16 protein-coding genes and 1 tRNA gene are annotated in these 25,138 nt (G+C 50.4%); 8 read left to right on the forward strand and 9 right to left on the reverse strand.

The window, feature by feature from the left end; translation table 11 throughout:
* Positions 1–794 precede the first annotated feature (794 nt).
* From HA050_RS07420 to rpsU, 5 genes are all read right to left on the reverse strand, one after another.
* Positions 795–871: transfer RNA gene (locus HA050_RS07420), tRNA-Ile, on the reverse strand.
* A 15-nt stretch (positions 872–886) separates the two neighbouring features.
* Positions 887–2,839 (reverse strand): RNA polymerase sigma factor RpoD, encoded by a 1,953-nt coding sequence (gene rpoD / locus HA050_RS07425; RefSeq protein ID WP_166824071.1) that lies wholly within the window; start codon positions 2,837–2,839, stop codon positions 887–889.
* Between the two features lie 205 nt (positions 2,840–3,044).
* Complete coding sequence (dnaG, locus tag HA050_RS07430; protein WP_166824074.1) at positions 3,045–5,000, reverse strand: DNA primase; 1,956 nt, start codon at positions 4,998–5,000, stop codon at positions 3,045–3,047.
* 88 nt (positions 5,001–5,088) lie between these two features.
* Entirely contained in the window at positions 5,089–5,532 is a 444-nt protein-coding gene (locus tag HA050_RS07435) for a GatB/YqeY domain-containing protein (RefSeq protein ID WP_099399843.1), read from the reverse strand.
* Between the two features lie 204 nt (positions 5,533–5,736).
* Positions 5,737–5,949 carry a 30S ribosomal protein S21 gene (gene rpsU, locus HA050_RS07440; RefSeq protein WP_046350429.1) on the reverse strand — a complete coding sequence of 71 codons (213 nt, stop codon included), beginning with the start codon at positions 5,947–5,949 and terminating at the stop codon, positions 5,737–5,739.
* A gap of 175 nt (positions 5,950–6,124) precedes the next feature.
* Here rpsU and tsaD point away from each other — a divergent pair, with 175 nt between their 5' ends.
* Complete coding sequence (gene tsaD / locus HA050_RS07445) at positions 6,125–7,138, forward strand: tRNA (adenosine(37)-N6)-threonylcarbamoyltransferase complex transferase subunit TsaD (RefSeq protein WP_166824076.1); 1,014 nt, start codon at positions 6,125–6,127, stop codon at positions 7,136–7,138.
* A gap of 58 nt (positions 7,139–7,196) precedes the next feature.
* Here tsaD and HA050_RS07450 read toward each other — a convergent pair whose 3' ends face one another.
* The gene (locus tag HA050_RS07450; RefSeq protein WP_166824078.1) at positions 7,197–7,847 is read right to left on the reverse strand and encodes a fumarylacetoacetate hydrolase family protein; all 651 of its coding nucleotides are present in this window, start codon (positions 7,845–7,847) and stop codon (positions 7,197–7,199) included.
* 72 nt (positions 7,848–7,919) lie between these two features.
* Positions 7,920–8,846: a CobD/CbiB family protein gene (locus tag HA050_RS07455; RefSeq protein ID WP_166824080.1), complete on the reverse strand. Its 927-nt coding sequence runs from the start codon at positions 8,844–8,846 to the stop codon at positions 7,920–7,922.
* 298 nt (positions 8,847–9,144) lie between these two features.
* On the opposite strand from HA050_RS07455, the gene HA050_RS07460 reads away from it, so the two are divergent.
* Positions 9,145–9,738, forward strand: coding sequence for a superoxide dismutase (locus tag HA050_RS07460; protein ID WP_046350433.1), 594 nt, complete (start codon positions 9,145–9,147; stop codon positions 9,736–9,738).
* A 186-nt stretch (positions 9,739–9,924) separates the two neighbouring features.
* Positions 9,925–11,058 (forward strand): pyroglutamyl-peptidase I, encoded by a 1,134-nt coding sequence (locus HA050_RS07465; RefSeq protein ID WP_166824082.1) that lies wholly within the window; start codon positions 9,925–9,927, stop codon positions 11,056–11,058.
* Between the two features lie 54 nt (positions 11,059–11,112).
* Here the strand turns inward: HA050_RS07465 and HA050_RS07470 are convergent, their stop codons facing one another.
* Positions 11,113–13,596 (reverse strand): family 20 glycosylhydrolase, encoded by a 2,484-nt coding sequence (locus HA050_RS07470; protein ID WP_166824084.1) that lies wholly within the window; start codon positions 13,594–13,596, stop codon positions 11,113–11,115.
* A gap of 338 nt (positions 13,597–13,934) precedes the next feature.
* On the opposite strand from HA050_RS07470, the gene HA050_RS07475 reads away from it, so the two are divergent.
* The 5 genes from HA050_RS07475 (at position 13,935) to HA050_RS07495 (ending at position 23,770) form a co-directional block, all read left to right on the forward strand.
* The gene (locus HA050_RS07475) at positions 13,935–16,496 is read left to right on the forward strand and encodes a TonB-dependent receptor plug domain-containing protein (protein WP_166824086.1); all 2,562 of its coding nucleotides are present in this window, start codon (positions 13,935–13,937) and stop codon (positions 16,494–16,496) included.
* A 448-nt stretch (positions 16,497–16,944) separates the two neighbouring features.
* Entirely contained in the window at positions 16,945–20,895 is a 3,951-nt protein-coding gene (purL, locus tag HA050_RS07480) for a phosphoribosylformylglycinamidine synthase (RefSeq protein WP_166824088.1), read from the forward strand.
* Between the two features lie 129 nt (positions 20,896–21,024).
* Entirely contained in the window at positions 21,025–21,579 is a 555-nt protein-coding gene (locus tag HA050_RS07485; RefSeq protein ID WP_166824090.1) for a GNAT family N-acetyltransferase, read from the forward strand.
* A complete protein-coding gene (locus HA050_RS07490; RefSeq protein ID WP_166824092.1) occupies positions 21,569–22,330 on the forward strand; it encodes a YdcF family protein in 762 nt (253 codons plus the stop codon). Before HA050_RS07485 ends, HA050_RS07490 begins: the two co-directional genes overlap by 11 nt.
* A gap of 168 nt (positions 22,331–22,498) precedes the next feature.
* On the forward strand, positions 22,499–23,770 hold the full coding sequence (locus HA050_RS07495; RefSeq protein ID WP_166824094.1) for an O-acetylhomoserine aminocarboxypropyltransferase/cysteine synthase family protein: 1,272 nt from the start codon (positions 22,499–22,501) through the stop codon (positions 23,768–23,770).
* A gap of 81 nt (positions 23,771–23,851) precedes the next feature.
* On the opposite strand, the gene HA050_RS07500 is transcribed toward HA050_RS07495, so the two are convergent.
* Entirely contained in the window at positions 23,852–25,027 is a 1,176-nt protein-coding gene (locus tag HA050_RS07500; RefSeq protein WP_166824096.1) for an outer membrane protein assembly factor BamD, read from the reverse strand.
* Positions 25,028–25,138 lie beyond the last annotated feature (111 nt).

A 25,138-nucleotide genomic window follows, 5' to 3' on the forward strand; every position in this document is an offset into this window, starting at 1 on the left:
AATCCTTACTTATTGAGCTTTTACGGCTAAGAAGATACCTGATTTGTATTTCAAACTTCCTACTGCAAGCTTATATGACAAATTTTCTACATGTCATGAGGAGGAGTTTACCTTTATTTTGAACTTACTGCATTGTTGCTTAATATTACAAAATTCTTATATATTAATACTGCTCAGGCGTGTTTTTGTTGCGTAAACCCACAGGATGCAGCTTAAAAATATCCGGGCTGGCAATCAATGAATAACTGCCGGATATAAGCCAGCTGCAGTCTCACAAGACGCTTGCAAAACAAGCTTCAGATAAGCTCTGCACAGCAAGGAGCAGTGCAGCAGAATGGCGCACAAACAGCCTGCTGCTGACCATCTGTGCTTGTCTGTAATCTGCTGAGTGGTTACAGGGCCCCAGATCCTTGTCTGTGCCGCCAGAGCAGACGTAGCAAGGATGAGTACAAGCTTAAAGGCGGAAGGTAAGAAACAAGCGTGCCAGCTGGCATAAGCACACAGCGCTGATGATGCTGCAGGTCATTTCAAGCGGGCAGCCAAAGCATGAAAGAGCGCCACCATAACGCTGGCTTATTCAGCCTTCAGTTTGGTTTTATCGTTGGGTTAAGCGGGAGAAATTTGCGTGAAACTAAGGCAGGCTATTTGCGCGAAACAACACTTCTGGCTGCGGCAAGGAGATGTGCAAGGGCTGTAATACGGGTTTTGTGGATTGTTACTGCGCTTAAAATGTATTTTTTGTAATCCGCAAAACCAAACGGCCTACGCATAAATGCGTAAGCCGTTGATTTTTTTGGTGGGCCTGCTCGGACTTGAACCGAGGACCAAAGGATTATGAGTCCTCTGCTCTAACCAACTGAGCTACAGGCCCATAAGAGGCGCTATATTAACCTTCACTGGCCTGACTTTCAACAAAACTTTTCAGTCTTTCTGAACGAGTCGGGTGGCGAAGCTTACGTAAAGCCTTGGCTTCAATCTGACGAATACGCTCACGTGTCACATCAAACTGCTTACCCACTTCTTCCAGCGTGTGATCGGTATTCATATCAATACCAAAGCGCATACGCAGTACTTTGGCTTCACGTGGTGTCAGGGTATCCAGCACTTCCTTAGTCGCTTCACGCAAGCCTGCGTAGATAGCGGCTTCAGCAGGAGCCAGATTGTTTGAGTCTTCGATGAAATCACCCAAATGAGAATCGTCGTCGTCACCAATCGGCGTTTCCATCGAGATCGGTTCTTTGGCGATCTTGAGGATTTTGCGGATTTTGTCTTCCGGCATTTCCATTTTATCAGCGAGCTCGTCAGGAGTCGGCTCAATACCGGTTTCCTGCAAGATTTGCCGTTGAATACGGTTCATCTTGTTGATTGTTTCGATCATGTGTACCGGAATACGAATGGTACGGGCCTGATCGGCAATCGAACGGGTAATCGCTTGGCGAATCCACCATGTGGCGTAAGTCGAAAACTTGTAACCACGGCGATATTCAAACTTATCTACCGCTTTCATCAGGCCGATATTACCTTCCTGAATCAGGTCAAGGAACTGCAAACCACGATTGGTGTATTTCTTAGCAATTGAAATAACCAGACGCAAGTTAGCTTCGATCATTTCGCGCTTGGCGCGGCGGGCCTTGGCTTCGCCCGTCGACATCTGACGGTTGATTTCCTTAAGGTCCTTAATCTGAATCATTGCGTTAACTTGCAACTGAGCCAGAGTTTGTTGCTTTTCCATAATGGCGTGCTGGTAGCGCGCCAAAATAGCGGAGTATTTATGACCGTAGTTGATCTCATCCACTACCCATGCCGTATCTGTTTCACGGCCCGGGAAAGTTTTGATAAAGTGGTCGCGCGGCATTTTTACCCGGACAGTACAAATGTCCATGATTTCACGCTCGCAGCTGCGGATTTCATCCACCATGCCACGCAGCTGATCGCATAGCGATTCAACCTGACGGGCCGAGAAACGGGTAATCAGGAAAATGCCAGCAATAGCTTGCTGATGTTCCAGATAACCTTTGCCATGCGCGCCTTCTTTAGCCAGCGCCTTGATCATTTTGTCAAAGTGCTCACGCACGATGTCGAAATGCTCACGCACCTGAACTTTTAACAGCTCAAGGTTGGCTTTAGCGGCTGCACTGCCGTCATCTTCTTCGCCATCTTCCTCGTCTACCGCATCGTCTGCATCCTCTGCTTCCGCTTCAATCACTTCGATTGGCGGTGGGGTGTTTTCGTCAGCGTTAGGATCGATAAAGCCATCAATCACATCATCAATACGAATCTCATCAGCGAGGCCTTTTTCTACCAGGCCCAGAATATAGGCTACGGTAGTCGGGCAGGCAGAGATCGCCTGGATCATGTGCTTAAGACCGTCCTCAATCCGTTTGGCGATTTCAATTTCGCCTTCACGGGTTAAGAGCTCTACCGTACCCATTTCACGCATATACATGCGCACTGGATCGGTAGTACGACCAAATTCAGCATCAACGGAAGACAGCGCAGCTTCAGCTTCTTCAGCAGCATCTTCATCTGGCACAGACGGCGCTGCATCGGACATAAGCAGATCTTCTGCGTCCGGCGCTTCGTCGTACACCTGGATGCCCATATTGCTGATCATGCTGATGATGCCTTCGATTTGCTCGGCATCCAGCATGTCATCTGGCAGGTGGTCGTTGATCTCGGCGTAGGTTAGATAGCCGCGCTCTTTACCGAGCACGATCAGCGTTTTAAACTTCGCTTTACGTTGTTCGGGGTCGGCCTTCTGCTCAGCAGATGGCCGATTGACCTCACGGAAATCAGTCCGCGCTTGGTCGTCGTTGTCGATTTCTTGATCTGCCGCCATGACTCTCGAGTTCAGGTATGTTCGGGAAAACCGTAGATTGTATCACAAATTTGTGACAATTCTTCGGCATAAGTAAATCCACCGCATCTCACCAGCCAACAACAATGCCGATTCTGCTGTGACAATAAGCCACCATAGTCCTCGTTTACGTTGTAAACGCAGGTTATTTAAGACAGCAATCGCTACATTTTGTTGCCAATAATGATTACCGGCGGGATACGAGTGCTGCAAATTCCAGTTTTTCTGCCTCCGTTAGTCCACCATTTGCTTGCTTATAGGTCAGAGCATAAAACCGCTCTTGCATCATAGGGCGAATCACACTGACTTCCACTGCTTTTAAAGTAGCAGCCAGTTGCTCATCCAGCTCAGCCTCTGAGGCTTTATCAAAATACTCCCCGCCAGAAATAAGCAAACGATGTAATACATCGTAGTCAAACATGCCCTGCCATGATTCAACGACTTGCAAACTGGATAAATCCGGATATTTGCAAATCTTTTGAAGCAATTCTTGCGCCAGACCCATTGCATCGGTCTCTGGCCACGATAACCATACTGGCTCAGTGCGGCGTACCAGATCCGGGTGCGCTAAGACCAGTTGAATTAATTTATGCACAGGCCCGGTCGGTGCGGCTCTGGGTGCAGGTCTTGGCATCAGATGAGCGGGCATCCGTTCGTCGCCGCGCCCCTTCCATTTACCTTTTGGCTGCCAGTTTGGCTTCCATGCCGGGCGGCTCTCTTGCCGGGCATACTGCTTGCTTTGCTGCGGACCAGGCTGCCACTCATTCGACCATGCCTGGTTTTCCTGCCAGGATTCGGGGACAATATCTGCCTGATAATTTTCACTTGGCACATATTCGGGCACAGATCTTACAGGGCTGCCATCCAAAACGGTGCTTAATTCGCTCATTTCCAGGCGGGACAGCTCCGCAAGGCGCTTTCTGATCATCATGCCAAAAGCCGGCGCCTTTACCTGGCTAAGCATAGGGGCAGCTAAGGAAATTAATTTAGCCCTGCCTTCTTCACTTTCCAACTCAACCTGCGCTGATAACTCTTTCAGCAAAAACTGCGCAAGCGGCACTGAATCTTGCAAGAGAGCATTTTCAAACTGCGCCTGACCAAATTCCTGTACGTATGAATCCGGATCATGCTCGGCGGGCAAAAATAAGAATGCTAATTTTTTACCATCGACCAGCTGCTCCAAACTATTTTCCAGCGCCCGCCATGCGGCTTTTTTACCCGCTTTATCGCCATCAAAACAAAAATAAACTTCGTCAGCCAGCTTCAGTAATTTACGGATATGCTCTGGTGTACAGGCGGTTCCCAAGGAGGCAACGGCGTATTCCACACCATGCTGATTCAGCATCACCACATCCATATAGCCCTCAACCACCAGCACACGGCCGCGATCACGTATCGCGGCTCTGGCCTGTGGTAAACCATATAGCTCTTTACCCTTCTCAAATACGGGCGTTTCTGGTGAATTCAAGTACTTGGGCGCACCATTGCCCATAATCCGGCCGCCAAAACCAATCACCTGGCTGCGCTGATTCAAAATGGGAAATAACACCCGTGAGCGAAACCGATCGTAGCGCCTGAGGGTATTCTCTTCTTCTGCCACGAGGCCAGCTTCTTTAATCACCGGGTTTTTATCATAATCGGCAAACACGGTTTTCAGTGACTGCCCTGCACTTGGTGCAAAACCCAGACCAAAACGAGCGGCAGTTCTGCCTTCAACGCCCCGGCTTTTCAAATATTCGATGGCCGCAGGCGCTGTTTTAAGCTGCGCCCGGTAATAATTCATGGCCGTTTTCAGAACGTCATAAATACCCGGTGCTGCCTTGGCTTTTTCGCTCATTGGCGCATCGCTGACGGGCACCTGCATGCCCACCGATTCGGCCAGCATCCGCACTGCATCGGGAAAACTCATTCCCTGATGCTCCATCACAAACCCCACCGCCGAACCGTGCGCGCCACAGCCAAAACAGTGATAAAACTGCTTGGTCTGGCTTACCGTAAACGAGGGTGATTTTTCTTTATGAAAAGGACAACAAGCACTGTAATTCTGACCCGCTTTTTTAAGCGGCAGATAGCGCTCAACAACGTCGACAATATCGACGCGATTAAGGAGATCTTGAATAAAATCGTCAGGTATTTTTGCCATCTTGTGCTGTTTTCTGCCTTAAAAGATGGTCTGAATAAATCGATACAAGCAGGTGTAAAAAATTACACCTGCCCGTTAATGCAATGGATTAAGCCGCCATTCCTGCTTTCACCAATTTAGAAACTTCGCTCATATCTGCACGGCCAGACAAAGCAGCTTTTAACTCAGCCATAATCTTGCCCATTGCCGCAGGCGTTTTGCCATGGGCAGTAATTGCAGCGTTTACGGCTGCAGCCACTTCTTCAGGAGAGCACTGCTGAGGCATGTATGCCGCCAGCACAGCCACTTCCAGCTTTTCTTTATCCGCGAGATCCTGGCGATTTGCTGCTTCAAACTGCTGAATACTGTCTTTGCGCTGCTTGAGCATTTTTTCAATCACAGCAGTGACCGCAGCATCATCCAGCTCAATTCGCTCATCCACTTCGCGCTGTTTAATTGCAGCCAGCAAAAGACGAATCGTACCAAGGCGATCAGCCTCTTTTGCCTTCATTGCGGTTTTCATATCGTTCTGGATTTGCAGTCTGAGAGTCATGGTCATTCCCTGTGATTGAAGCAGATCACCGCACGATAATACTCCGGGCGCACCATCCAAAAATAATTTCAGCCGCAGTTTAAAAACGGCTCAACTACTTTCAGAAACTGGCGGAATGAGTATTAACTCTGCAACGATCAATTGAGTAGAAATGCTAAAAGGCCGCTCTAGGCGACCTTCCGGCATGCGCTGCTACAAAAACTCTTAGTAGAGTTTTGGTGGCAGTGTTTGGCTACGCAGACGCTTGTGCTGACGCTTTACAGCAGCAGCTTGTTTGCGTTTACGTTCAGCCGTTGGCTTTTCGTAGAATTCGCGTGAGCGAAGGTCTGTCAGCAGGCCAGTTTTTTCAACAGCACGCTTGAAGCGACGCATCGCAACTTCAAACGGTTCATTTTCTTTTACGCGTACGTTAGGCATCGAGCAATCCTGTTTTACGATGATCTGAAAGACCGAATCGTTTACATCAATCAAGGCGTAGCATTATCCATAAACTATTGTCACCTGTCAAAGGGTGATCGAGTATCAGTGCTTTATAGATCTGCAACAGCCCGCTAATATAGCGCATTACCTCCCTTTTTTATAGAGTATCGGCATGCTGGTATTAGGCATTGAATCTTCTTGTGACGAAACCGGCATTGCGTTATACGACACAGATGCGGGTTTGCTTGCGCATCAAATCCACTCGCAAATTGCCATGCACACCGAATATGGCGGCGTTGTACCCGAGCTGGCCTCACGTGATCATATCCGCCGGGCCCTTCCTCTTACCTCGGCCTGCCTGACTGAAGCAGGCAAAACACTGGCAGATATTGACGCAGTAGCCTACACAGCAGGCCCGGGGCTGGCGGGTGCGCTGCTGGTGGGCGCTTCGGTCGCCAATGCCCTTGCTTTTTCACTGGGCAAACCTGTGGTTGCTGTACACCACCTGGAAGGGCATTTGCTTTCTCCGCTCCTGGCCGATCCTGCTCCTCAGTTTCCGTTTATCGCCTTGCTGGTTTCCGGAGGACACACGCAGCTTATGGCTGTGCGTGGCATTGGTCAGTACGAAATCTTGGGGGAAACGGTTGATGATGCAGCTGGCGAAGCATTTGATAAATCTGCCAAATTATTAGGCCTGGGCTACCCCGGTGGCCCGGCCCTCTCCAAACTGGCTGAGCAGGGTGACGCGAAGCGTTTTAATCTTCCACGCCCTATGCTGCATTCTGGCAACCTAGACTTTAGCTTCAGCGGCTTAAAAACGGCGGTACTGCAACTGGCAAGCAAGCAGGACGAGCTTGATCCGCAAACGCAAGCTGATATTTGCGCTGCATTTCAAGAGGCCGTGGTAGAAGTGCTCAGTAAAAAGTGCCTTGCAGCACTGAAGCAAACCGGAATGAACCGCTTGGTGATTGCCGGCGGCGTGGGTGCAAATAAACAGCTGCGTGCCGGCCTTGATGCTGCAGCCAAAAAACGCCGCTTTGAAGTCTTTTACCCGCCACTTGAATTATGTACCGACAATGGCGCGATGATTGCCTTTGCCGGTGCGCAGCGGCTGAAATTTGCCACACCGGCAGGCAGCTATGCCGTGCAGCCCCGCTGGGATTTATCCAGCTTACCCGCAGTTTAAATTGAAAGCGGTGTGCAAAAGGTTTTTTTGCACACCGCTTGTCTTGCTTACAATACCATCAGGCCACTACAAACTTCTCTTCGATCAAATCACCCAGCGTCAGCTTGAGCTGATCACCCGAATGAAGCTGCCCCACCCCTTCTGGCGTACCGGTATAAATTAAATCTCCGGCCTGCAGCGTAAACCGGCTGGAAATCCATGAGATCAGGGTCGCCACATCAAACGCCATTAATCGCGTATCAGCCTGCTGCTTGCTCTTGCCATTAATTTCTAAAGTGAACTCTAATTCAAATGGATTGCGAATGACGCTGGCCGGCACAAACTGCGTCAGCACTGCGGCTCCGTCAAAGCCTTTAGATAAAGTCCATGGCATACCTGCCCGTTTGGCTTCTGCCTGCACATCCCTTGCGGTTAAATCCAAGCCCAGCGCATAACCTGCCACATGCTCCAGCGCGTTATCCTTGCTGATATTTTTGCCACCCCTGCCAATGGCCACCACCAGCTCTGCTTCGTGATGCACATCTTTAGACCATGAAGGCAATTGCATCGCCTGCCCAGATTGTAAAATAGCCGAGTTAGGCTTAATAAAGACCACAGGCTCGCTGCCGATGCTTGCGCCCATTTCTGCAGCATGAGCAAGATAATTGCGGGCAACACAGAAGATATTATTTACGCGAAGATCGGTTTGATCGATTCGGATACTGGGCACAGGAAAATTCCTCAGTTTGCGGACGAATTTCCGCTTTTAAATGAGTCAAATAAAAAAATCAAACACAACGTATTAAACACGCCCCAGCCACGAGCCAAGACTAAAGAGTAATACCAGTGCAATCCATAAAATTGCCGTACGCCAGATCAAACCTACAGCGCTCGCAAGATAATCAGGGGTTGCAGCCTCGCCCACACCCAGCTCCGGGCGAAATTTCACTGTGTGGTCCTGATGCAGGGTATCGCCAAGGCGCACGCCTATGGCACCTGCGCCACTCGATAACAAAATGCCATCGATATAATCTGTCCAGCTTTGTGCCTGAGTGCGCCAGCAATACACCGCATCTTCAAAATTGCCCATAATTGCAAAGCTGGCAGCCGTAAGGCGCACAGGCAGATAATCAAGCAGCTCTAAAATCAGCACCGAGAAACGCCCGAATGCACCCGAACTGCGGCCCCATTTTTGCGCAAGCAAACTGGCTGAACGATAAAGCAGCGCACCAGCCGGGCCAGCAAACCAGGCCAGCACCACAAACCAGAATAAAGTGCCGAATACATAGCGATAAGAATCCGCAAGGCCTTGCTCGATAGCCATTCTTGAGACTTCATCTGCGCTCATTTCAGACGTATGCTGCCCGCTCCAGTCTGCCAGCAATGCACGGGCAGTCTCCAAATCCTCTGCCTGCAAGGCTTTTGAAATCCCCGAAAAAGCATGACTAAACTGACGAAAGCCCATGGTCAGATACAGGATGGCCACATCCCAAAGCAGAGCAAAGCCGACATTAACGCGGCATAGCAACAGATAAACCACAAACGATACAACCAGGAGTGGCAATACCAGTAGCAGCCAGGCCCCCATACCATTACGAAACTCACCTGCGTTTAAACCACGCTCCAGTTGATTAGCAAGGCGTACAAAAGCCAGCGTAAACAGATTGCGGTTTGATAATGGCCGGAACTGCTCCAGTGCCAATGCAATAATAAGTGCGAGGATAGTCATTTTTATATTCCCGAAGCCGGTCTTGCCGACAACTTTTGCAGACGGCGAAAGATACCACAGGCAGCCGCCAGCCCCAAAACGTGGATCGTCTCGCGCTAATATTTTCATTATTGCAAACATAACGTAAGCAGCACGACTTAGCGACAATTTGGAACAGATTAACGACTTAATTTGCCAGAAAGCTGGCAAAATACCGGCACTATTTAACATCCTGCGCAGTGCTTGAAAAAAGACGGCATAGTCCCAATATTTTACTGAGCTGTTTCGCGCCTAAAAACATACCCAACCGGAGATCACGATGGAACATAAGCTGCCAGAATTACCTTACGCTCAAGATGCATTAGCACCATTTATGTCTGCTGAAACATTGTCATATCACTATGGCAAGCATCACCAGACCTACATTACTAATTTAAACAATTTAATCAAAGGCACAGATAACGAATCTTTGTCGCTTGAAGAAATCGTTAAAAAAGCCCCTGCTGGCGGCCTGTTTAATAACGCGGCCCAAGTTTGGAACCACACTTTCTTCTGGCTGGGCTTTAAGCCTAATGCAGAAGCTGCAGACCGCGCCCCTGCTGGTGCGCTTGCTGCTGCAATTGATGCAAAATGGGGCTCGTTTGCTAAGTTCCAGGAAGCATTCAATGCATCCGCTGCCGGCAACTTTGGCTCTGGCTGGACATGGCTGGTTAAGAAAGCAGATGGCTCGCTCGATATCGTAAACACATCAGCAGCGGCAACACCACTGACAACAGCTGACACTGCGCTGCTGACCTGTGATGTTTGGGAGCACGCTTACTACATCGACTACCGTAACAGCCGCCCTAACTACCTGACAGGCTTCTGGAAGCTGGTTGACTGGGATGTAGTTGCAGCACGCTTAGCAGCTTAATTACCACATTCAGTATGCTGATGCTGACTGGTACTCAAGGTCTGCATCAGCATACTGATACATAAAAACGTCTGGCGCTTACATACAACAGTATGCAGGCTCAGACGTTTTTTTATGCCTGCTGTAAAACACATCGGCTTATGCTTTCGCACTTAATACTCCAGCAACCTAACGGAAAATATCTATATGACATTAAAAGCGGTCTGCCTCTGCCTTAGTCTGATTTTTAGTGCATCCAGTTTTGCAGCCAGTGTGGAAGAAAACCGATCTGAGGCTGCCAAAGCCGCAATGCCACATTTACTGGCCCCTTTTGACACACAAATCAGCAAATTAAGCACAAGCTTAGTTGCGGCAAAAAATAGTACGGAAGTGGAAGCCTTATTAATCAGCACCGGGCAGACGCTATGGAATACTGCCCGCCAGCAAGCACGACAAACCACGGATGACCGGCCGCTCTACTGGGCACGCCTTGCTATTACCCAACAAATCCGCGATAGCAAATTAGGCTTTGATGCCGATGCCGCCCTAAGAAACAGCTGGCTGGCCCTGTTTGAGCAAAACAGCCGGGGCATTCAGGATATCCGCTACACCCAAGGGGTAAAACGCATCCTGCTTACAGGCTTTGATCCTTTTCTGCTGGACAGAAACATTAATCAAAGTAACCCATCCGGGCTGGCAGCACTGCTGCTGGATGGCAAATTTATTGAAGTAAATGGCCAGCGGGCACAAATCGAAACGGCCATTGCCCCCGTTCGTTTTGCCGATTTTGATGCGGGCTTTGTTGAAGACCTGCTTACGCCCTACATTAAAAACCCTGTCGATTTAATCGTCACCGTCAGCATGGGGCGCAAAGATTTTGATTTAGAGCGCTATCCGGGCAAACGCCGCTCGGCTGATTTTCCGGATAATCTAAATATTAAAACAGGTGGAACGCTGACAAATCCTGTGCAGCCTCTGCTAAAGGGCAAGATTTTGCCTGGTGCAGAATTTGTAGAATTCAGCCTGCCCATTAAAAATATGCTTACCGTACAAGCCCCGTTTATTGTGCACGATAACTGCACCATCAGCACTCTGCGGCAAAAAGAGTATTGCCCGAAAAATCTGGCCGCATTAGCCAATGAAGTATCGGTAGAAGGCTCTGGCGGTGGTTATTTATCCAATGAGATTTCCTACCGCAGCCTGCGCCTGCGCGATCAGTTGGGGGCAAAAATCCCTGTTGGCCATATCCATACGCCTGCGATTAAGCAATATGATGCAGAGAAGGAAGCGGCAATTGTTCAGCAAATTGAAGAATTGCTGAAGGCGGCGCTGGCGAAATAAGCACATAGCTTCGCAGGGCATGCGGGATCGTTGCACGCCCTGCGAAAAAACACTTTAAGCCACTACGGTCTTGCTCTTACGCCCTGTACGGCTGAAGCTGGCGGCTTTGACGATACCTTCAGCTGCAAACGGGCCGGTATAAAGTGCCGATTGCGCATTGGGCTCACTGCCATCCAGGGTATAGCGCAGCGCCAAACCCGGCGCGGATACATTCAGCGCAACCTGGCCATCCACACGCTGCACGCCCGGCAAAGGAATCCGGTAGCCGTAGCCACCGGCAAAACCATCCAGACGCGGCATATCGCGCTGCCCCAGGCGGTTTGCAAACTGATTCCAGTCTGCATCCATTTTTGCTGCCCGTTCAGCTTTATCGCTGATCTTAGTCCAGCCCGGATCGGCCGCCCAGGCACGCTCGGCCAGTGCAATCACCCGTGGCATGGCAAGGTATTCAACCCGCTCCTGGCTGCGTGCATTTTCGCCCCAAAGCTGGCCCTGCATACCCAGCACATTTTTAGTGCCCTCTGCCGTTAAACGCTGCATTTTGGCAAGGCTGTCTGCATCCAGTGGCTGGCCAAATAAATTCACCGTAGCAGTGGTGTAAATATCCAGCGGGCAGAATTCATAAGCGCCGCGCGTTTCAATAAAGCCACCCCAGTAATAGCCCGGCTCTTGCGGATCTTTTGCGTAGGACAAATCGAAATACAGATTGGTTACGTTTGAGAGCACCACCTGATAGCCTGCATTAGCCAGCTGATAGGCAAAATCCTCCTGCCCCCAGCCCCAGACATTATTCCAGACATAGGGCTGGAATTTGGCGTCTACAAATTCCGGGTTTGGTCCATGCTTGCCATCTTGCTTAGACAGAGCGATTTCTTCCCAGCCGCCAAACACCAGATTGTGCTTTTGCAGCAGGGTGCGATAACGCGCAAGGAAATAATTTTGTAAACCCTGAATCGAAGTAATGCCCTGCTCTTGCATAAAGGCCTGACAAATGGGCGAGCCTTCCCATGCACCATGCGGCACTTCATCACCACCGGTATGCATAGTGGTCAGGGGTGCGCCTGCTTCGGCAAACATCGCCTTCATATCCACCAAAACTGTTTCAATAAAGCGATAGCAAGATTCCTGGCCAATACACATCACATTGTCGTGCCACAGCTGCACCGATTCATATTTGGACTGGTCATTAAAATCGCTCAGCAGATATTCCTCTGCCCCAGCCAGATTGCCGGCCGCTTTTAAACGCTCATAGCGTAATTCCATCGCCTTGATCGCGGCGCGGGCGTGGCCTGGCACGTCGATTTCAGGGATCACCTCAACATGGCGGGCTGTAGCAAATTGCAAGATTTCAATAAAATCTGCACGGCTATAAAAACCAGTTCCGGCCGAGCCCTGCACCACCGCGCCCGAACCAAAACTTGGCAAGAGGCTGTGTTTTTCATTTTCACTAAAACCACGCAAAGCACCGATCTCAGTCAGCTCTGGCAAAGAGGGAATCTCTAAACGCCAGCCTTCATCGTCGGTTAAATGGAAGTGAAATTTATTCAGCTTGTATAAAGCCATGCAATCCAAAAGCCGTAAGACCGTTTCCTTGCTGGAAAAATTTCGACCTACATCCAGATGCATACCGCGATAGGCAAAACGCGGTGCATCAATCACATAACCGAAAGGCACGGCCAGGCCAGGCTGCGGATTAAGGTAGCTATCTACTGGTAAAAGCTGACGCAGCGATTGAATCCCATTCATTACCCCTGCCGCACTTGCACCCGTAATCACAACTCCAGCAGCACTTATTTCCAGGCTGTAAGCCTCCAGCGGTGCACCGCTGCCGGCCATATCCACCTTGCCAAGTTGCAAAGTGATGCCAGCACCACGGCTGGCTCTCTGTAATTCCACACCCGATACATCGCGCAAAGCAGCACGCAAAAAGGCAGCCTCTTTAGCCAGCGCTTCACCATGCACAATCAAGGTGGCAGACGTAATCAGATACTGGCCCGCATCCCAGCGCGCCTCTGTTGGTGTTGGCGTGATTTTGCCTACTGCATCGGCAGGCAATAGCGTGAGAGCCTGGTTTTCAGTAAAACGCAATGCTGGCGTCATCAAAGGCACGGCATCAGCTAAATTACGATTACATTGCTCCGGACGGCTGAATGGCACGATCTGTGGATCACCAATGGCGTCGGCCACCGCATTGCCGTAAACGATATAAAAGCCCAGCGGCGCATCGGTTTCGTTAATCACCCAGAAGATTCCCTGGTAACGAACCACCATCGAAGCACCCGCAGGCAGGCCCGCAAAATCCGCTGCAGGAATAAAGCGTGAAACGTCGCCGTTTACATGCTCCATGACCACGCCACCTTGCACTGTTTCAGGCTTAATCTTGCGGCAGGTATTGAAATAAATAGCCCAGTCCTGCCCGCTTAAAGCAACATCCGACAGATTAGTAATTGTCAGCTCGGCTAAAAAGTGATCGCCCTCGTAATGGTTAGTCAGGCATTCCCACTTCAACTGTAATTGTGCACCCGCTGGCTGCGTCATCTTGTCTTCCCTTCTCGTTTTTATATGAAAACACCACGCTCTAAAGAGCAACCCGAGTGTAGAAGCAATCAATCATGTAAACCAGCCGGGGGCTTTGCTTGTATTGCGGAGTTTGAGAAAGCCTCATCGCCCCGGCAGCTCTCAAAGACAAAACAGAGGCCACCTCCGCACCCAGTGAAAGGTGATTCATTGCAGCAAGTGTCATAAGCACGCAACAAATAAGATGACTTACTGTTTTAAACGGGAATATTTACGAGGTAATTGTTACGATCGGGCTACACGCTTACTTACAGCGGCAAGAAATCAAAAATCAAAGCTCTACCCGAGGATACACAGAGATGAAATTCCCTTTAAAAGCACTAACCTTAGCGATTGCCAGTATCAGCTATGTATCAATTGCGGCGGCTGAAGACACCCCCAACAAAGTTCAGCGTGTTGAAGTAACAGGCTCAAGCATCAAGCGCGTTCAAAAAGAAGGTGCAGCTGCAGTTGAAACAGTAAACAAAAAAGCGCTGGAAAAAACGGCAGCCACTACAGTTCAAGAAGTCGTGAAGAACGTAGCCAGTCTCGATTTTGATGACTCTTATGAGCAAAAATCAAACTACCCCTCTGCATCAGGCAGTGCTTTTATCAGCATGCGTGGTTTAGACAGTGGCGATACCTTAATTCTTCTGGATGGGCGCCGCTTACCAAAGCACGCGATGTCTGGCGGACAGTCTTTCGATATTAATGCCTTGCCAATGTCAGCCATTGAGCGTGTAGACATCCTGAAAGATGGTGGCTCAGCTATTTATGGTGCTGATGCAGTGGCTGGTGTGGTGAACTTTATCACCAAGAAAAATTATCAGGGCGGTGAGATTCGCAGCTCGATTGGCCAATCCAGCCGTGGTGACGGCACCGAGAAAACTGCAGGTATTACAGGCGGTTTTGGTGATCTGGAAGAAGATGGCTTTAATTTCTTTGGCTCATTTGACGTACTAACTCGCGATCCAATTTTCACTAAAGACCGGGATATTTCAAAGACTGCTGACTACAGACGTTTTGGCGGCTCTGATTTGCGCAGCAGCTACTCTCCATATGGCAACGTTCAAATCAATAAGAAATGGACACAGGTCGCTCCTGGCTGTCCTGCTGACCTAATTAAGAGCAACGGCCAGTGCTCTTATGACTTTAACCAGGACGTACTGACATTAAGCACAGGTGCAGACCGTAAAAACCTGATGATGCTTGGGCGGGTTAAAGTAAACGAAAAAACCCAAGTCTATGCTCAGTACTTATATGCAGAGAGCAATGATCATTTTGAAGCGCATCCTGCTCCAGGTGGTATGCCTTACTACAAAAATGGTCAGATGATTGATAAAGAAGGCAATGTAACAACCGACCCGGCAAAACAGGTTTATTTTAACGGTCGCTTTATGCAGCCGGGGCTGCGCATTTCCGAAAAAGAAAACAAACTCAGCAATATCGTGTTGGGTGCAGATGGCCAAATCTTTGATTTTGACTGGAGCATCGCAGGCGGTTACGGCGTAAGCACCAACAACAATAGAGACAGCGGTGTACACAAAGGCAAATTCTTTGATGCGCTGGCTAATCAACTCATTGATCCGACTTCAAGCAACAATAATCAAGCGGTTATTGATAGCCTGAAGATTGTTTCACAGCGCGAAGCAAAGCTTGAACAAGCGTATTTTGATGCCAAAGTAAGTGGTGAAACAGGTCTGACTCTGGGTGGCGGCGCGGTTGTGTTTGCGCTTGGCACAAGCTTCACACATGAAAAACTAACTGATATTCCTGATTATTTGCAGCAAAATGACCAGGTTTATGGTTCGATCAAGCAGGTGGTAACTGAAGGATCACGCAGTGGTAAAGCCGTGTTCGGTGAGGTGATTGTCCCTGTTCTGAAGTCATTAGAACTGCAAGCGGCCTTACGTTATGACAGCTATCAAGGTGGTAATTCCAAGTTTTCACCGCGCTTTGCTGCACGTTTCCAGCCAATTTCAAACCTGATGGTTCGCGCTTCCTATTCAGAAAGCTTCCGCATGCCAACCCTGCAGGACCTGTATCAAGGCCCATCGCAAGGCGCACATACCTTCTCAGGTTCAGAATGTGACTACCTGCCAAATCTGAGCGCTACAGATTTGGCTGACTGCAAGAAAAACGGCGTTAATGGTCAACGCACTACCAGCAGCAACCCTGATTTAAAACCAGAAAAAGGCCAATCTATCAATCTGGGCGTGGTTGGTGAAGCAGGTCCATTCAGCGGCTCAGTTGACTGGTGGATGATCAAGAAAGACGATGTTATTTCTGATCAAACTTACCTCGAGGCACTTCAGGCAGGTCAAATTGCACCAAGTGCTGAGTATGGCTGGATGATGACCCAGAAGAAGAAAAACCGTAATAAACAAGAAAATATCGGTATTGATACCGATATGAAGCTGCGGTTCCCAACTTCACTGGCTACATTCACCTTTAGCAATAACAATAGTTATTACTTGTCGCTCAAAAAATCGAACGATACAGGTTCAATGGAAGACTGGGTTGATACCTATGGCGAACCACAATGGCGTAACACTTTCCGCTTCGATGTAGAAAAAGGCGGTTGGAGCGGTGGTGTGGGTGTACGTACTACAGCCAGCTTCCAGGATGTTAATGCAAGCCCGGATGATAAAGAAAACTACGATCCGGAAGCTAACCGTATTGCCAGTCATACTGAAGTGGATCTGACTCTGGCTTACACCGGCATCAAAAACTTGAGAATCGATGCTGCGGTGAAAAACGTATTTGACCGTATGCCTCCATACTCAAATGTTGCCTCTGGAACCTATTCGGCACCAGGCTTTGCACCACTGTATACAGCGCGTGGCAGCTTCTACCAATTAGGCGTTAAATACTCATTCTAATTAAAAACCAGATGAGCCCATCCCCTGCAGAGTCAGCCTGACTCTGCAGGGGATTTTTATTTATACAGACACATCAACTGATTCATTCTTACTCCCACGGCTGCATTGGCTGCCGTTTGGGGCGAAGCAAGGCAGCGCCACATACCCAGCACCATGAACTTTTCAGCACAAAGCCACTAAGAACAGCCAGTCAAGATCAGTGACTAAAGTTGGGACTGGATCATTACTAGAAATATATTCCGCAATAAAGCATTAACCAAAAATTAAGCATATAAAAATATTCAACCAAACAAACAGTAAGCAAAACCAAGAAAACACCTTTCGCAAGTCAGTCTAGCCTGCTAAAAATCCCATATAGTTAGATCACTTTGCCGATATTCGAGGCGAAATGAGTCGTTTTTGGGTATCATTGCGACTTCCCGAGGCTTTCCTATCAAAGATCAAAGACATGGCTGACGTTCTCCAATTGCGCGGCGGTACCGCGCTTTCATCTTTCCGGGTCGAAAAACTGACCGCCGCTCTGGCTGTGAAAGGTATTTCTGCGCAAATTTACGCTGAGTATTGGCACTTTGCCGAAACGAGCGCCGGGCTTACGCAGGACGAAAACACGATCCTCAGCAAGATTCTGCACTATGGCGAACCTGCTCAGCCTGAGCTGGCCACCGGCAGCCTGATGATGGTCTTGCCGCGCCTGGGGACCATTTCTCCATGGTCATCTAAAGCCACCGATATTGCCCAACACTGTGGCCTTGGCAAAATCGCCCGTATCGAGCGCGGCGTTGTAATTTACGCCAGCAAGGAAGACGGCAGCCCATTGTCTGCAGCAGAACAAAATATTCTGTTGCCATTAATCCACGACAGAATGACTGAAGAAGTTTTCAGCAGCTTAGAAGCTGGCCGTGAGTTATTCCGCCACTTTGAGCCTCAGCCTTTGCTGACTGTGGATATTCTCGGTGGTGGCAAAGCCGCTCTGCTTAAAGCCAATAGCGAATTTGGCCTGGCGCTCAGCGACGATGAAATTGATTACCTGGTAGAAAACTTCAACAAGCTGGGCCGCAACCCAAGCGATGTTGAGCTCACCATGTTTGCCCAGGCTAACTCTGAGCACTGCCGCCACAAGATTTTTAACGCCGATTTTATTATCAATGGCGAAAAACAAGATTACAGCCTGTTTGGCATGATCCGCGAAACACATAAAGCCGCACCAGCGGGCACGGTCGTGGCTTATTCAGATAACTCCTCGGTGATTGAAGGCGCAGAAATTGGCCGCTTTTATCCGCAGGCAGGCAGCGCAGAATACTCATTCAGCGCAGAGCAAACCCATATTCTGATGAAAGTGGAAACGCACAACCACCCAACCGCGATTTCCCCGTTTGCCGGTGCCGCAACCGGCTCGGGTGGTGAGATTCGCGATGAAGGCGCAACCGGCCGTGGCTCCAAGCCTAAAGCGGGCCTGGCTGGCTTTACTGTATCTAACTTAAATATCCCGGGAGCCGAACAGCCTTGGGAAGCGCAGCCTTACGGCAAGCCGGATCGCATTGCCAGCGCGCTGGATATCATGATCGAAGGCCCGATTGGCGCTGCTGCATTTAATAATGAATTTGGCCGCCCGAATATCTGTGGTTACTTCCGTACCTTTGAAGAAGACCTGAACGGCGAGCGCCGTGGCTACCATAAGCCCATTATGATTGCCGGTGGTTTGGGCAATATCAGCGCCCTGCACGTAAAGAAAAGTGGCCTGCCGGATGGCTCGCTCCTCATCCAGATCGGCGGCCCCGGCATGCTGATTGGTATGGGCGGCAGCGCGGCCAGCTCGATGGCGACTGGCGACAATGCAGCCAATCTGGATTTCGATTCCGTACAACGCGGCAACCCGGAAATCCAGCGCCGTGCGCAGGAAGTGATCGACCGCTGCTGGCAGCTGGGTGCAAATAACCCGGTCCTGTCGATTCACGATGTGGGCGCGGGTGGTATTTCCAATGCCTTCCCTGAGCTGGTGAACGATGCAGGCCAGGGCGCGGTGTTTAATCTGCGCAAAGTGAATATCGAAGAAAAAGGCATGGCGCCTAAGGAAATCTGGTCTAACGAGAGCCAGGAGCGCTATGTACTGGCGATCGATCCTAAAGACTTGCTGGCCTTTGAAGCGATTTGCGAACGTGAGCGCTGCCCGTTTGCCGTGGTTGGCCGTGTTACCGATGAAAAACAACTGGTGCTGGCTGACGATCATTTCGATAACAAGCCTGTCGATATGCCGATGAATGTCTTACTCGGCAAACCACCAAAAATGACACGCGATGTGAGCCGCATTACACCAGAGCTGACTGCTTTTGACGCTTCTGACATAGAGCTGAAAGAAGCCGCTTACCGTGTATTACGTTTGCCATCGGTTGCAGATAAATCTTTCCTGATTAATATTGGCGATCGCACCGTGGGCGGCTTTACCGCACGCGATCAGATGGTTGGCCCGTGGCAAGTACCGGTGGCCGATGTAGCCGTTACCGCGATGGCTTACGATAGCTATTTAGGCGAAGCCATGGCAATGGGTGAGCGCACACCGCTGGCGCTGATTTCCGGCCCGGCTTCCGGCCGCATGGCCGTCGGTGAGGCTCTGACCAATATTGCCGCTGCACCGATTCGTCAGCTGTCTGATGTAAAACTGTCTGCAAACTGGATGGCCCCCGCTGGCCATGCTGGCGAAGATGCTAATCTGTATGACACCGTGCAAGCTGTCGGCTTAGAGCTGTGCCGCGAGCTGGGCGTATCGATTCCGGTGGGTAAAGATTCATTATCAATGAAGACCGTCTGGGATGAGGCAGGCAAAGCGAAACAAGTAGTCGCACCGCTTTCCTTAGTGATTTCTGCCTTTGCTCCGGTGACCGATGTACGCAAAACACTGACGCCAGAGCTGCAGACCAATGTTGATTCTGATCTGATCCTGATCGACTTGGGCGATGGCAAGTGCCGCCTCGGTGGCTCTGCCCTGGCGCAAGTTTATAAGCAGGTTGGTAATAGCGCACCGGATATCGTGAATGTGCCGCACCTGAAGTCATTCTTCAGCACCGTGCAACAGCTGAATGCCGAAGGCAAATTGCTGGCCTACCACGACAGATCAGATGGCGGTTTGTTTGCCACGATTGCTGAAATGATGTTTGCCAGCCACGTTGGTGTAACGCTGGAAGTAGACGAGCTGTGTATTGAGCGCCGTCGCCGTCAGCGCCAGCAAAATGAATTCACCGCCGAAGATGTTGTTCGTGAAGCCAATGCCCGCGTAATGGGCGTGCTGTTTAACGAAGAGCTGGGCGCAGTATTGCAAGTGAAGCGCTCTGATACTGCTGCTGTGATTGCCGCATTTGCTAATGTGGATATTCGCTCTGAGCTGCACGTGATCGGCAGTACCAACCACGACGACAAGCTCAAAATCAAGGCGCGAAACCGCCTGGTTCTGGAAGAATCGCGTGTTGATCTGCATAAAGCATGGTCGGAAACCAGCTGGCGTATTCAGCGCCTGCGGGATAATCCTGCCGGTGCCGATGCAGAATACGCACGCCTCAGCGATAAGCAGGAAAAAGGCTTATTCGCCAAGCTGAGCTTTGATCAGAACGAAGATATTGCAGCGCCATTTATCGGCAGCGGCATTCGTCCAAAGATCGCCGTGCTGCGTGAGCAAGGCGTTAACGGTCATGTAGAAATGGCTGCCGCATTTACCCGTGCAGGCTTTACGGCCGTAGACGTACACATGAGCGATGTGATTTCTGGCCGTGTGCAACTGGCAGGCTTCCAGGGCTTAGCCGCTTGCGGTGGCTTCAGCTACGGCGATGTACTGGGTGCGGGCGAAGGCTGGGCAAAATCGATTCTGTTTAATGCTGCAGCCCGCGCACAATTTGAAGCCTTCTTTGGCCGCTCAGATACCTTTGGTTTGGGTGTGTGTAACGGCTGCCAGATGATGGCGAATCTCTCCGGTATTATCCCTGGCGCTGCGCACTGGCCTAAATTCACCCGTAATCAGAGCGAGCAGTTTGAAGCACGCCTGGTGATGGCTGAGCTGACAAAATCCCCATCGCTGTTCTTCAGCGAAATGGCCGGCAGCCGTATGCCTGTGGTGGTATCGCATGGCGAAGGCTTTGCCAACTTCAGCCAGCAGGGCGATATCAGCAAGGCGCTGGTGGCCATGCGTTATGTAGACAGCCATGGTAAAACCACCGAAGCCTACCCGGCTAATCCAAACGGCAGCCCGCAGGGGATTGCTGGTGTCACCACCGCTGATGGCCGCTTCAGCATCATGATGCCGCACCCGGAACGCGTATTCCGCACCTTGCAAAACTCATGGCACCCAAGCGATTGGGCGGAAGATGGCGCATGGATGCGCATGTTCCGTAATGCTCGTAAATTTGTTGGCTGATCGCTGCACAGCCCAAGTAAAAACCGGCCTGTGAAGGCCGGTTTTTTTATGGAAAAATAACGGCTGACAAAACGCTGTGCAACGCTTACTGTATTTCACGCCCTGCAAAACTCATTTCAAAAAGTGCCCATGCCCAAAATCATTGAACTCACCACCAAGCGCCTGCGCTTACGCCAATGGCAGGCGTCAGATACTGAAACTTTTGCTCAAATGAGCAGCGACCCGAGGGTGATGGAATATCTGCTCGGCCCTGTCGATGCAGCGGCCAGCCTGGCGCTTCAAGAGCGGATTGCAGATCTCATTACGGAAAGAGGATGGGGGTTTTGGGCGCTGGAGCTGAAGGAAACGCAGCAATTTATTGGCTTTACCGGCCTGCATATTCCGATTCCCGGGCTGCCGTTTTCACCCTGTGTAGAAATAGGCTGGCGGCTGGCTTTTGATTATTGGGGCCAAGGTTATGCTGGCGAGGCGGCAAGGGCCGCTTTAGATTTTGGCTTTAATGCCCTGCAACTGGATGAGATTGTGTCCTTCACCGCCCTGCCTAATCTGCGCTCACAGAGCCTGATGCAAAAGCTGGGTATGCAGCGTGATCCCCAAACCTTTATGCACCCCCAAGTGGCAGAGGGCCATCCCCTGCAAGAACACTGCCTTTATCGCCTGAGTAAGCCTCAGAATGCAAAATAAATGGCTGGCACGATTACAAATACTTACTGGCAGTATCTTGCTCATTGATGCGCTGGCATTGTTTAGCGTGGCTAAATTTAATGCAGGTACTGTTTTCCCTGCCATTCTGGGTTTGGGTTTATTGAGCTACAGCCTGCAGCACGCCGGGTGGCAGCGCTGGCTGACCACAAAGCGCTACCGGCAGCGGTTATGGCCCTGGTTTAAATTATTAGCGGCGCTATGGCTGATCTCTTTGCTGGCTTTTTTCTGCACACTGGCCATACCAGATCGCATCCAAAACCTGCCCTCAACACTGATTGTGCTGGGCTCAGGCCTCGATGGAACCCAACCCAGCCCCATGCTGCGTGCCCGCCTGGATACTGCCCTGATTTATGCGGCGCAATATCCCAAGGCTCAGATTGTGGTTTCTGGCGGCCAGGGTTTCAGCGAGGAAATCAGTGAAGCCGATGCCATGCAGCGCTATCTGCTGGCACGCGGCATTGCCCGGCAGCGCATCATGCAAGAAAACCAGAGCACCAGCACAGAAGAAAACCTGTTGTTCAGCTATCGCCTGCTGAAAGAAAAAGCAGCCGGGCCCGTGCTCATTATCACCAATGATTTTCACACTTTACGCGCATCCAAAATTGCCAGAAAACAAGGGTTTCCCATTGTAGATTTTGCATCGGCCCCCACCCCGCTGGCCATTCGCTATAACGCATGGCTGCGCGAATACTTTGCTTTTGCAAGCTCCTGGTTATTGGGTGAGCTTTAACATTAATTACAAACAACCCATTAAAGATTGACAGCAACGTTAATATTTAAAGCGCAAGCTCGCTATCTATAGCTTAATTTAGTCTAAAGAAAATAATAAAAATTGGTTTTTGGTCTAAATAAAAATGCTAAAGTTTCCAACGAACTTTCCATCCCCCGGAGGCTTTGTATGAAGTTTGATACGCTTGCTCTGCACGCTGGTTATGAAATTGATCCCACTACCAAATCAGTTGCGGTGCCGATTTACCAGACCACCAGCTACGCTTTTGACGACACACAGCATGGTGCGGATTTATTTGATTTAAAAGTGAAAGGCAATATCTATACGCGGATTATGAACCCCACTTCCGACGTATTAGAGCAACGTATTGCAGCGCTGGAAGGCGGCATTGGCGCGCTGGCACTGGCTTCAGGGCAAGCCGCCATTACCTACGCCATTCTGACCATTGCCGAAGCAGGCGATAATATTATTGCTACCTCAGCGCTTTATGGCGGCACTTATAATCTCTTTGCCCATACCCTGCCGCAATATGGCATCACCGTGCAGTTTGTTGATGCAAATGATCCGCAATCTGCTGCTGCGCTGATTAATGAGCGTACCAAGGCTATTTATTGCGAATCCATCGGTAACCCGCTGGGCAATGTGGTCGATTTTGCCGCCTTTGCCGCAGTGGCCCATGCAGGCGGCGTGCCGCTAATTGTGGACAATACCGTTCCTACGCCATATCTCACCCGCCCCTTTGAGCATGGCGCAGATATTGTGGTGCATTCGCTGACCAAATATATCGGCGGCCACGGCAACAGCATTGGCGGCATTATTGTCGACAGCGGAAAATTCCCGTGGGCAGATCACAAGCAACGCTTTAATCGCCTGAACGAGCCGGAAATCAGCTATCACGGCGTGGTTTACACCGAGGCCTTGGGGCTTGCTGCCTTTATCGGCCGTGCCCGCACCGTGCCGCTCAGGAATATGGGCGCGGCGATTTCCCCGTTTAATAGCTTTTTGATTCTGCAAGGCCTGGAAACTCTGGCGCTGCGCATGGACAGGCACGTAGAAAACGCCCTGAAAGTGGCGCAATTCCTGCAGGGCCATAGCAAAGTAGAGTGGGTGAATTACGCAGGCCTGCCCAATCATCCATCGCATGCTTTGGTGCAAAAATACTTTGGCGGTAAGGCTTCCGGCCTGTTGACCTTTGGTGTAAAAGGCGGCGCTGCAGCGGGAGCGCGTTTCCAGGATGCACTGCAACTGATTACCCGCCTCGTGAATATCGGCGACGCCAAATCACTGGCTTGCCACCCAGCCAGCACCACTCACCGCCAGCTTACACCTGAGGAATTGGCCAAAGCCGGGGTGAGCGAAGATATGGTGAGATTGTCGATTGGTATCGAGCATATCGACGATATTCTGGATGACCTGGAGCAGGCGCTGGCGGCGGCTTAGCAGGAACGGGCCTCAGCCTATCTGCAGAAGCGAGTGAAACCCTGGAATAGGGTTAAATAAATTAAAGGGTTTCACCCGCTTTTAAAAATCCTGTTTATAAGACAAAGAAATCATTTTCTTTTGCCATGAAAACAGCGGCAATCTGTCGTTTTGCTCCTGATACTGGTATTCCAGCCGCCATTTTCCCAGCCACAGACTCTGCCACTGATAGGCAAAAGCCGCCTGACTTTGCACACTTTGCCTTGCCTGGTTGTATTCCAGCAGCGGGCTGTAGCCATCCTGATCATGGGCGATTCTGGCGCGCAACTGCAGCTCTAAGCTATGCAGCCCAAAGGGATAAACCAGCCTGCTGCTCAGCTCGCCGCTGTATTGATTCCCCCCCGGGCGCTGCGGAGAAAACTCAAACCCCAGCTGGGCACGATTATCCAGCCAAAGCCCCCGCCACTGGCTGATATGCTGACCGCGCCATTCACTATGCAGGCTTTGATAGCGCGGATCGATATCCACAAATTGCGCTCGCAAACGCAGTAAAGATTCAATGCGGGCAACCGATGGCAGGCCACGGTATTCAAGCAAAATACTGCTCTGATAAGGCTCGCTCTGCAGCCAGAATTGCTGCACGCCCACTCCCCAGTCACTGCGGGCCTGCGGCTGCCAGAATCCGCCAAACCAGCGCATGCTCTGGCCACTTTGCGGCCAGCTTTGCACGGCTCCGGCATGCAATGCCCATTGGCTCCCTCCGGGCGGAGTAGCCATTGCCTGCACTTCAAGCCCGGCCAGCCAGCCAGATCTGGGCAGGCTGCTTTGATCCACTTCCAGATTAAATACCCCATCTGGCAATGTCACTTCCAGCCAACGCTTGGAGCTGCCCTGATCTAAATTGCTGTCACTGGCGATCCAGCTTTGCACCTGCCACTGCCACTGTGTTTTTTCAGTGCAGCCTTGCTCTGTTTTTTGTCTGATCAGATCACTGATAGCCTGCGGCAATACCGGCAAAGCACGTAATTGCTGCTGTAAAGCACCTGCCCGGCTAAAGTCTTCCAGCTGACAATAGGCCAGCATTAAATCAACTTTCGCCCCCTGATGATTGGGGTTGAGCTGCAGCACTTCTTCTAACAGCCAGCTCGCCTCCTGCCACTGCAGCTGTGCAATATCATCAATAGCCTGCTGGTACAGCTCATCACCCGCCTGGGCATGGGCCACAGGCAGATAAGCCACTTGCAACAAGGCAATCAATACAAAGGGAAAGAGTCGCATACCTTGATTGTATATGCTCAGAATCACAAATCTAGAAATTTGCTTGCTTGATTTCGCTTATAGCAACAAGATTACGTGTAAGAAAATGATTGCATATATGAAACAGCAAGT

The sequence above is a fragment of the Iodobacter violaceini genome (assembly GCF_011601265.1).
In the GTDB taxonomy this organism is placed as follows: Bacteria; Pseudomonadota; Gammaproteobacteria; order Burkholderiales; family Chitinibacteraceae; genus Iodobacter; species Iodobacter violaceini.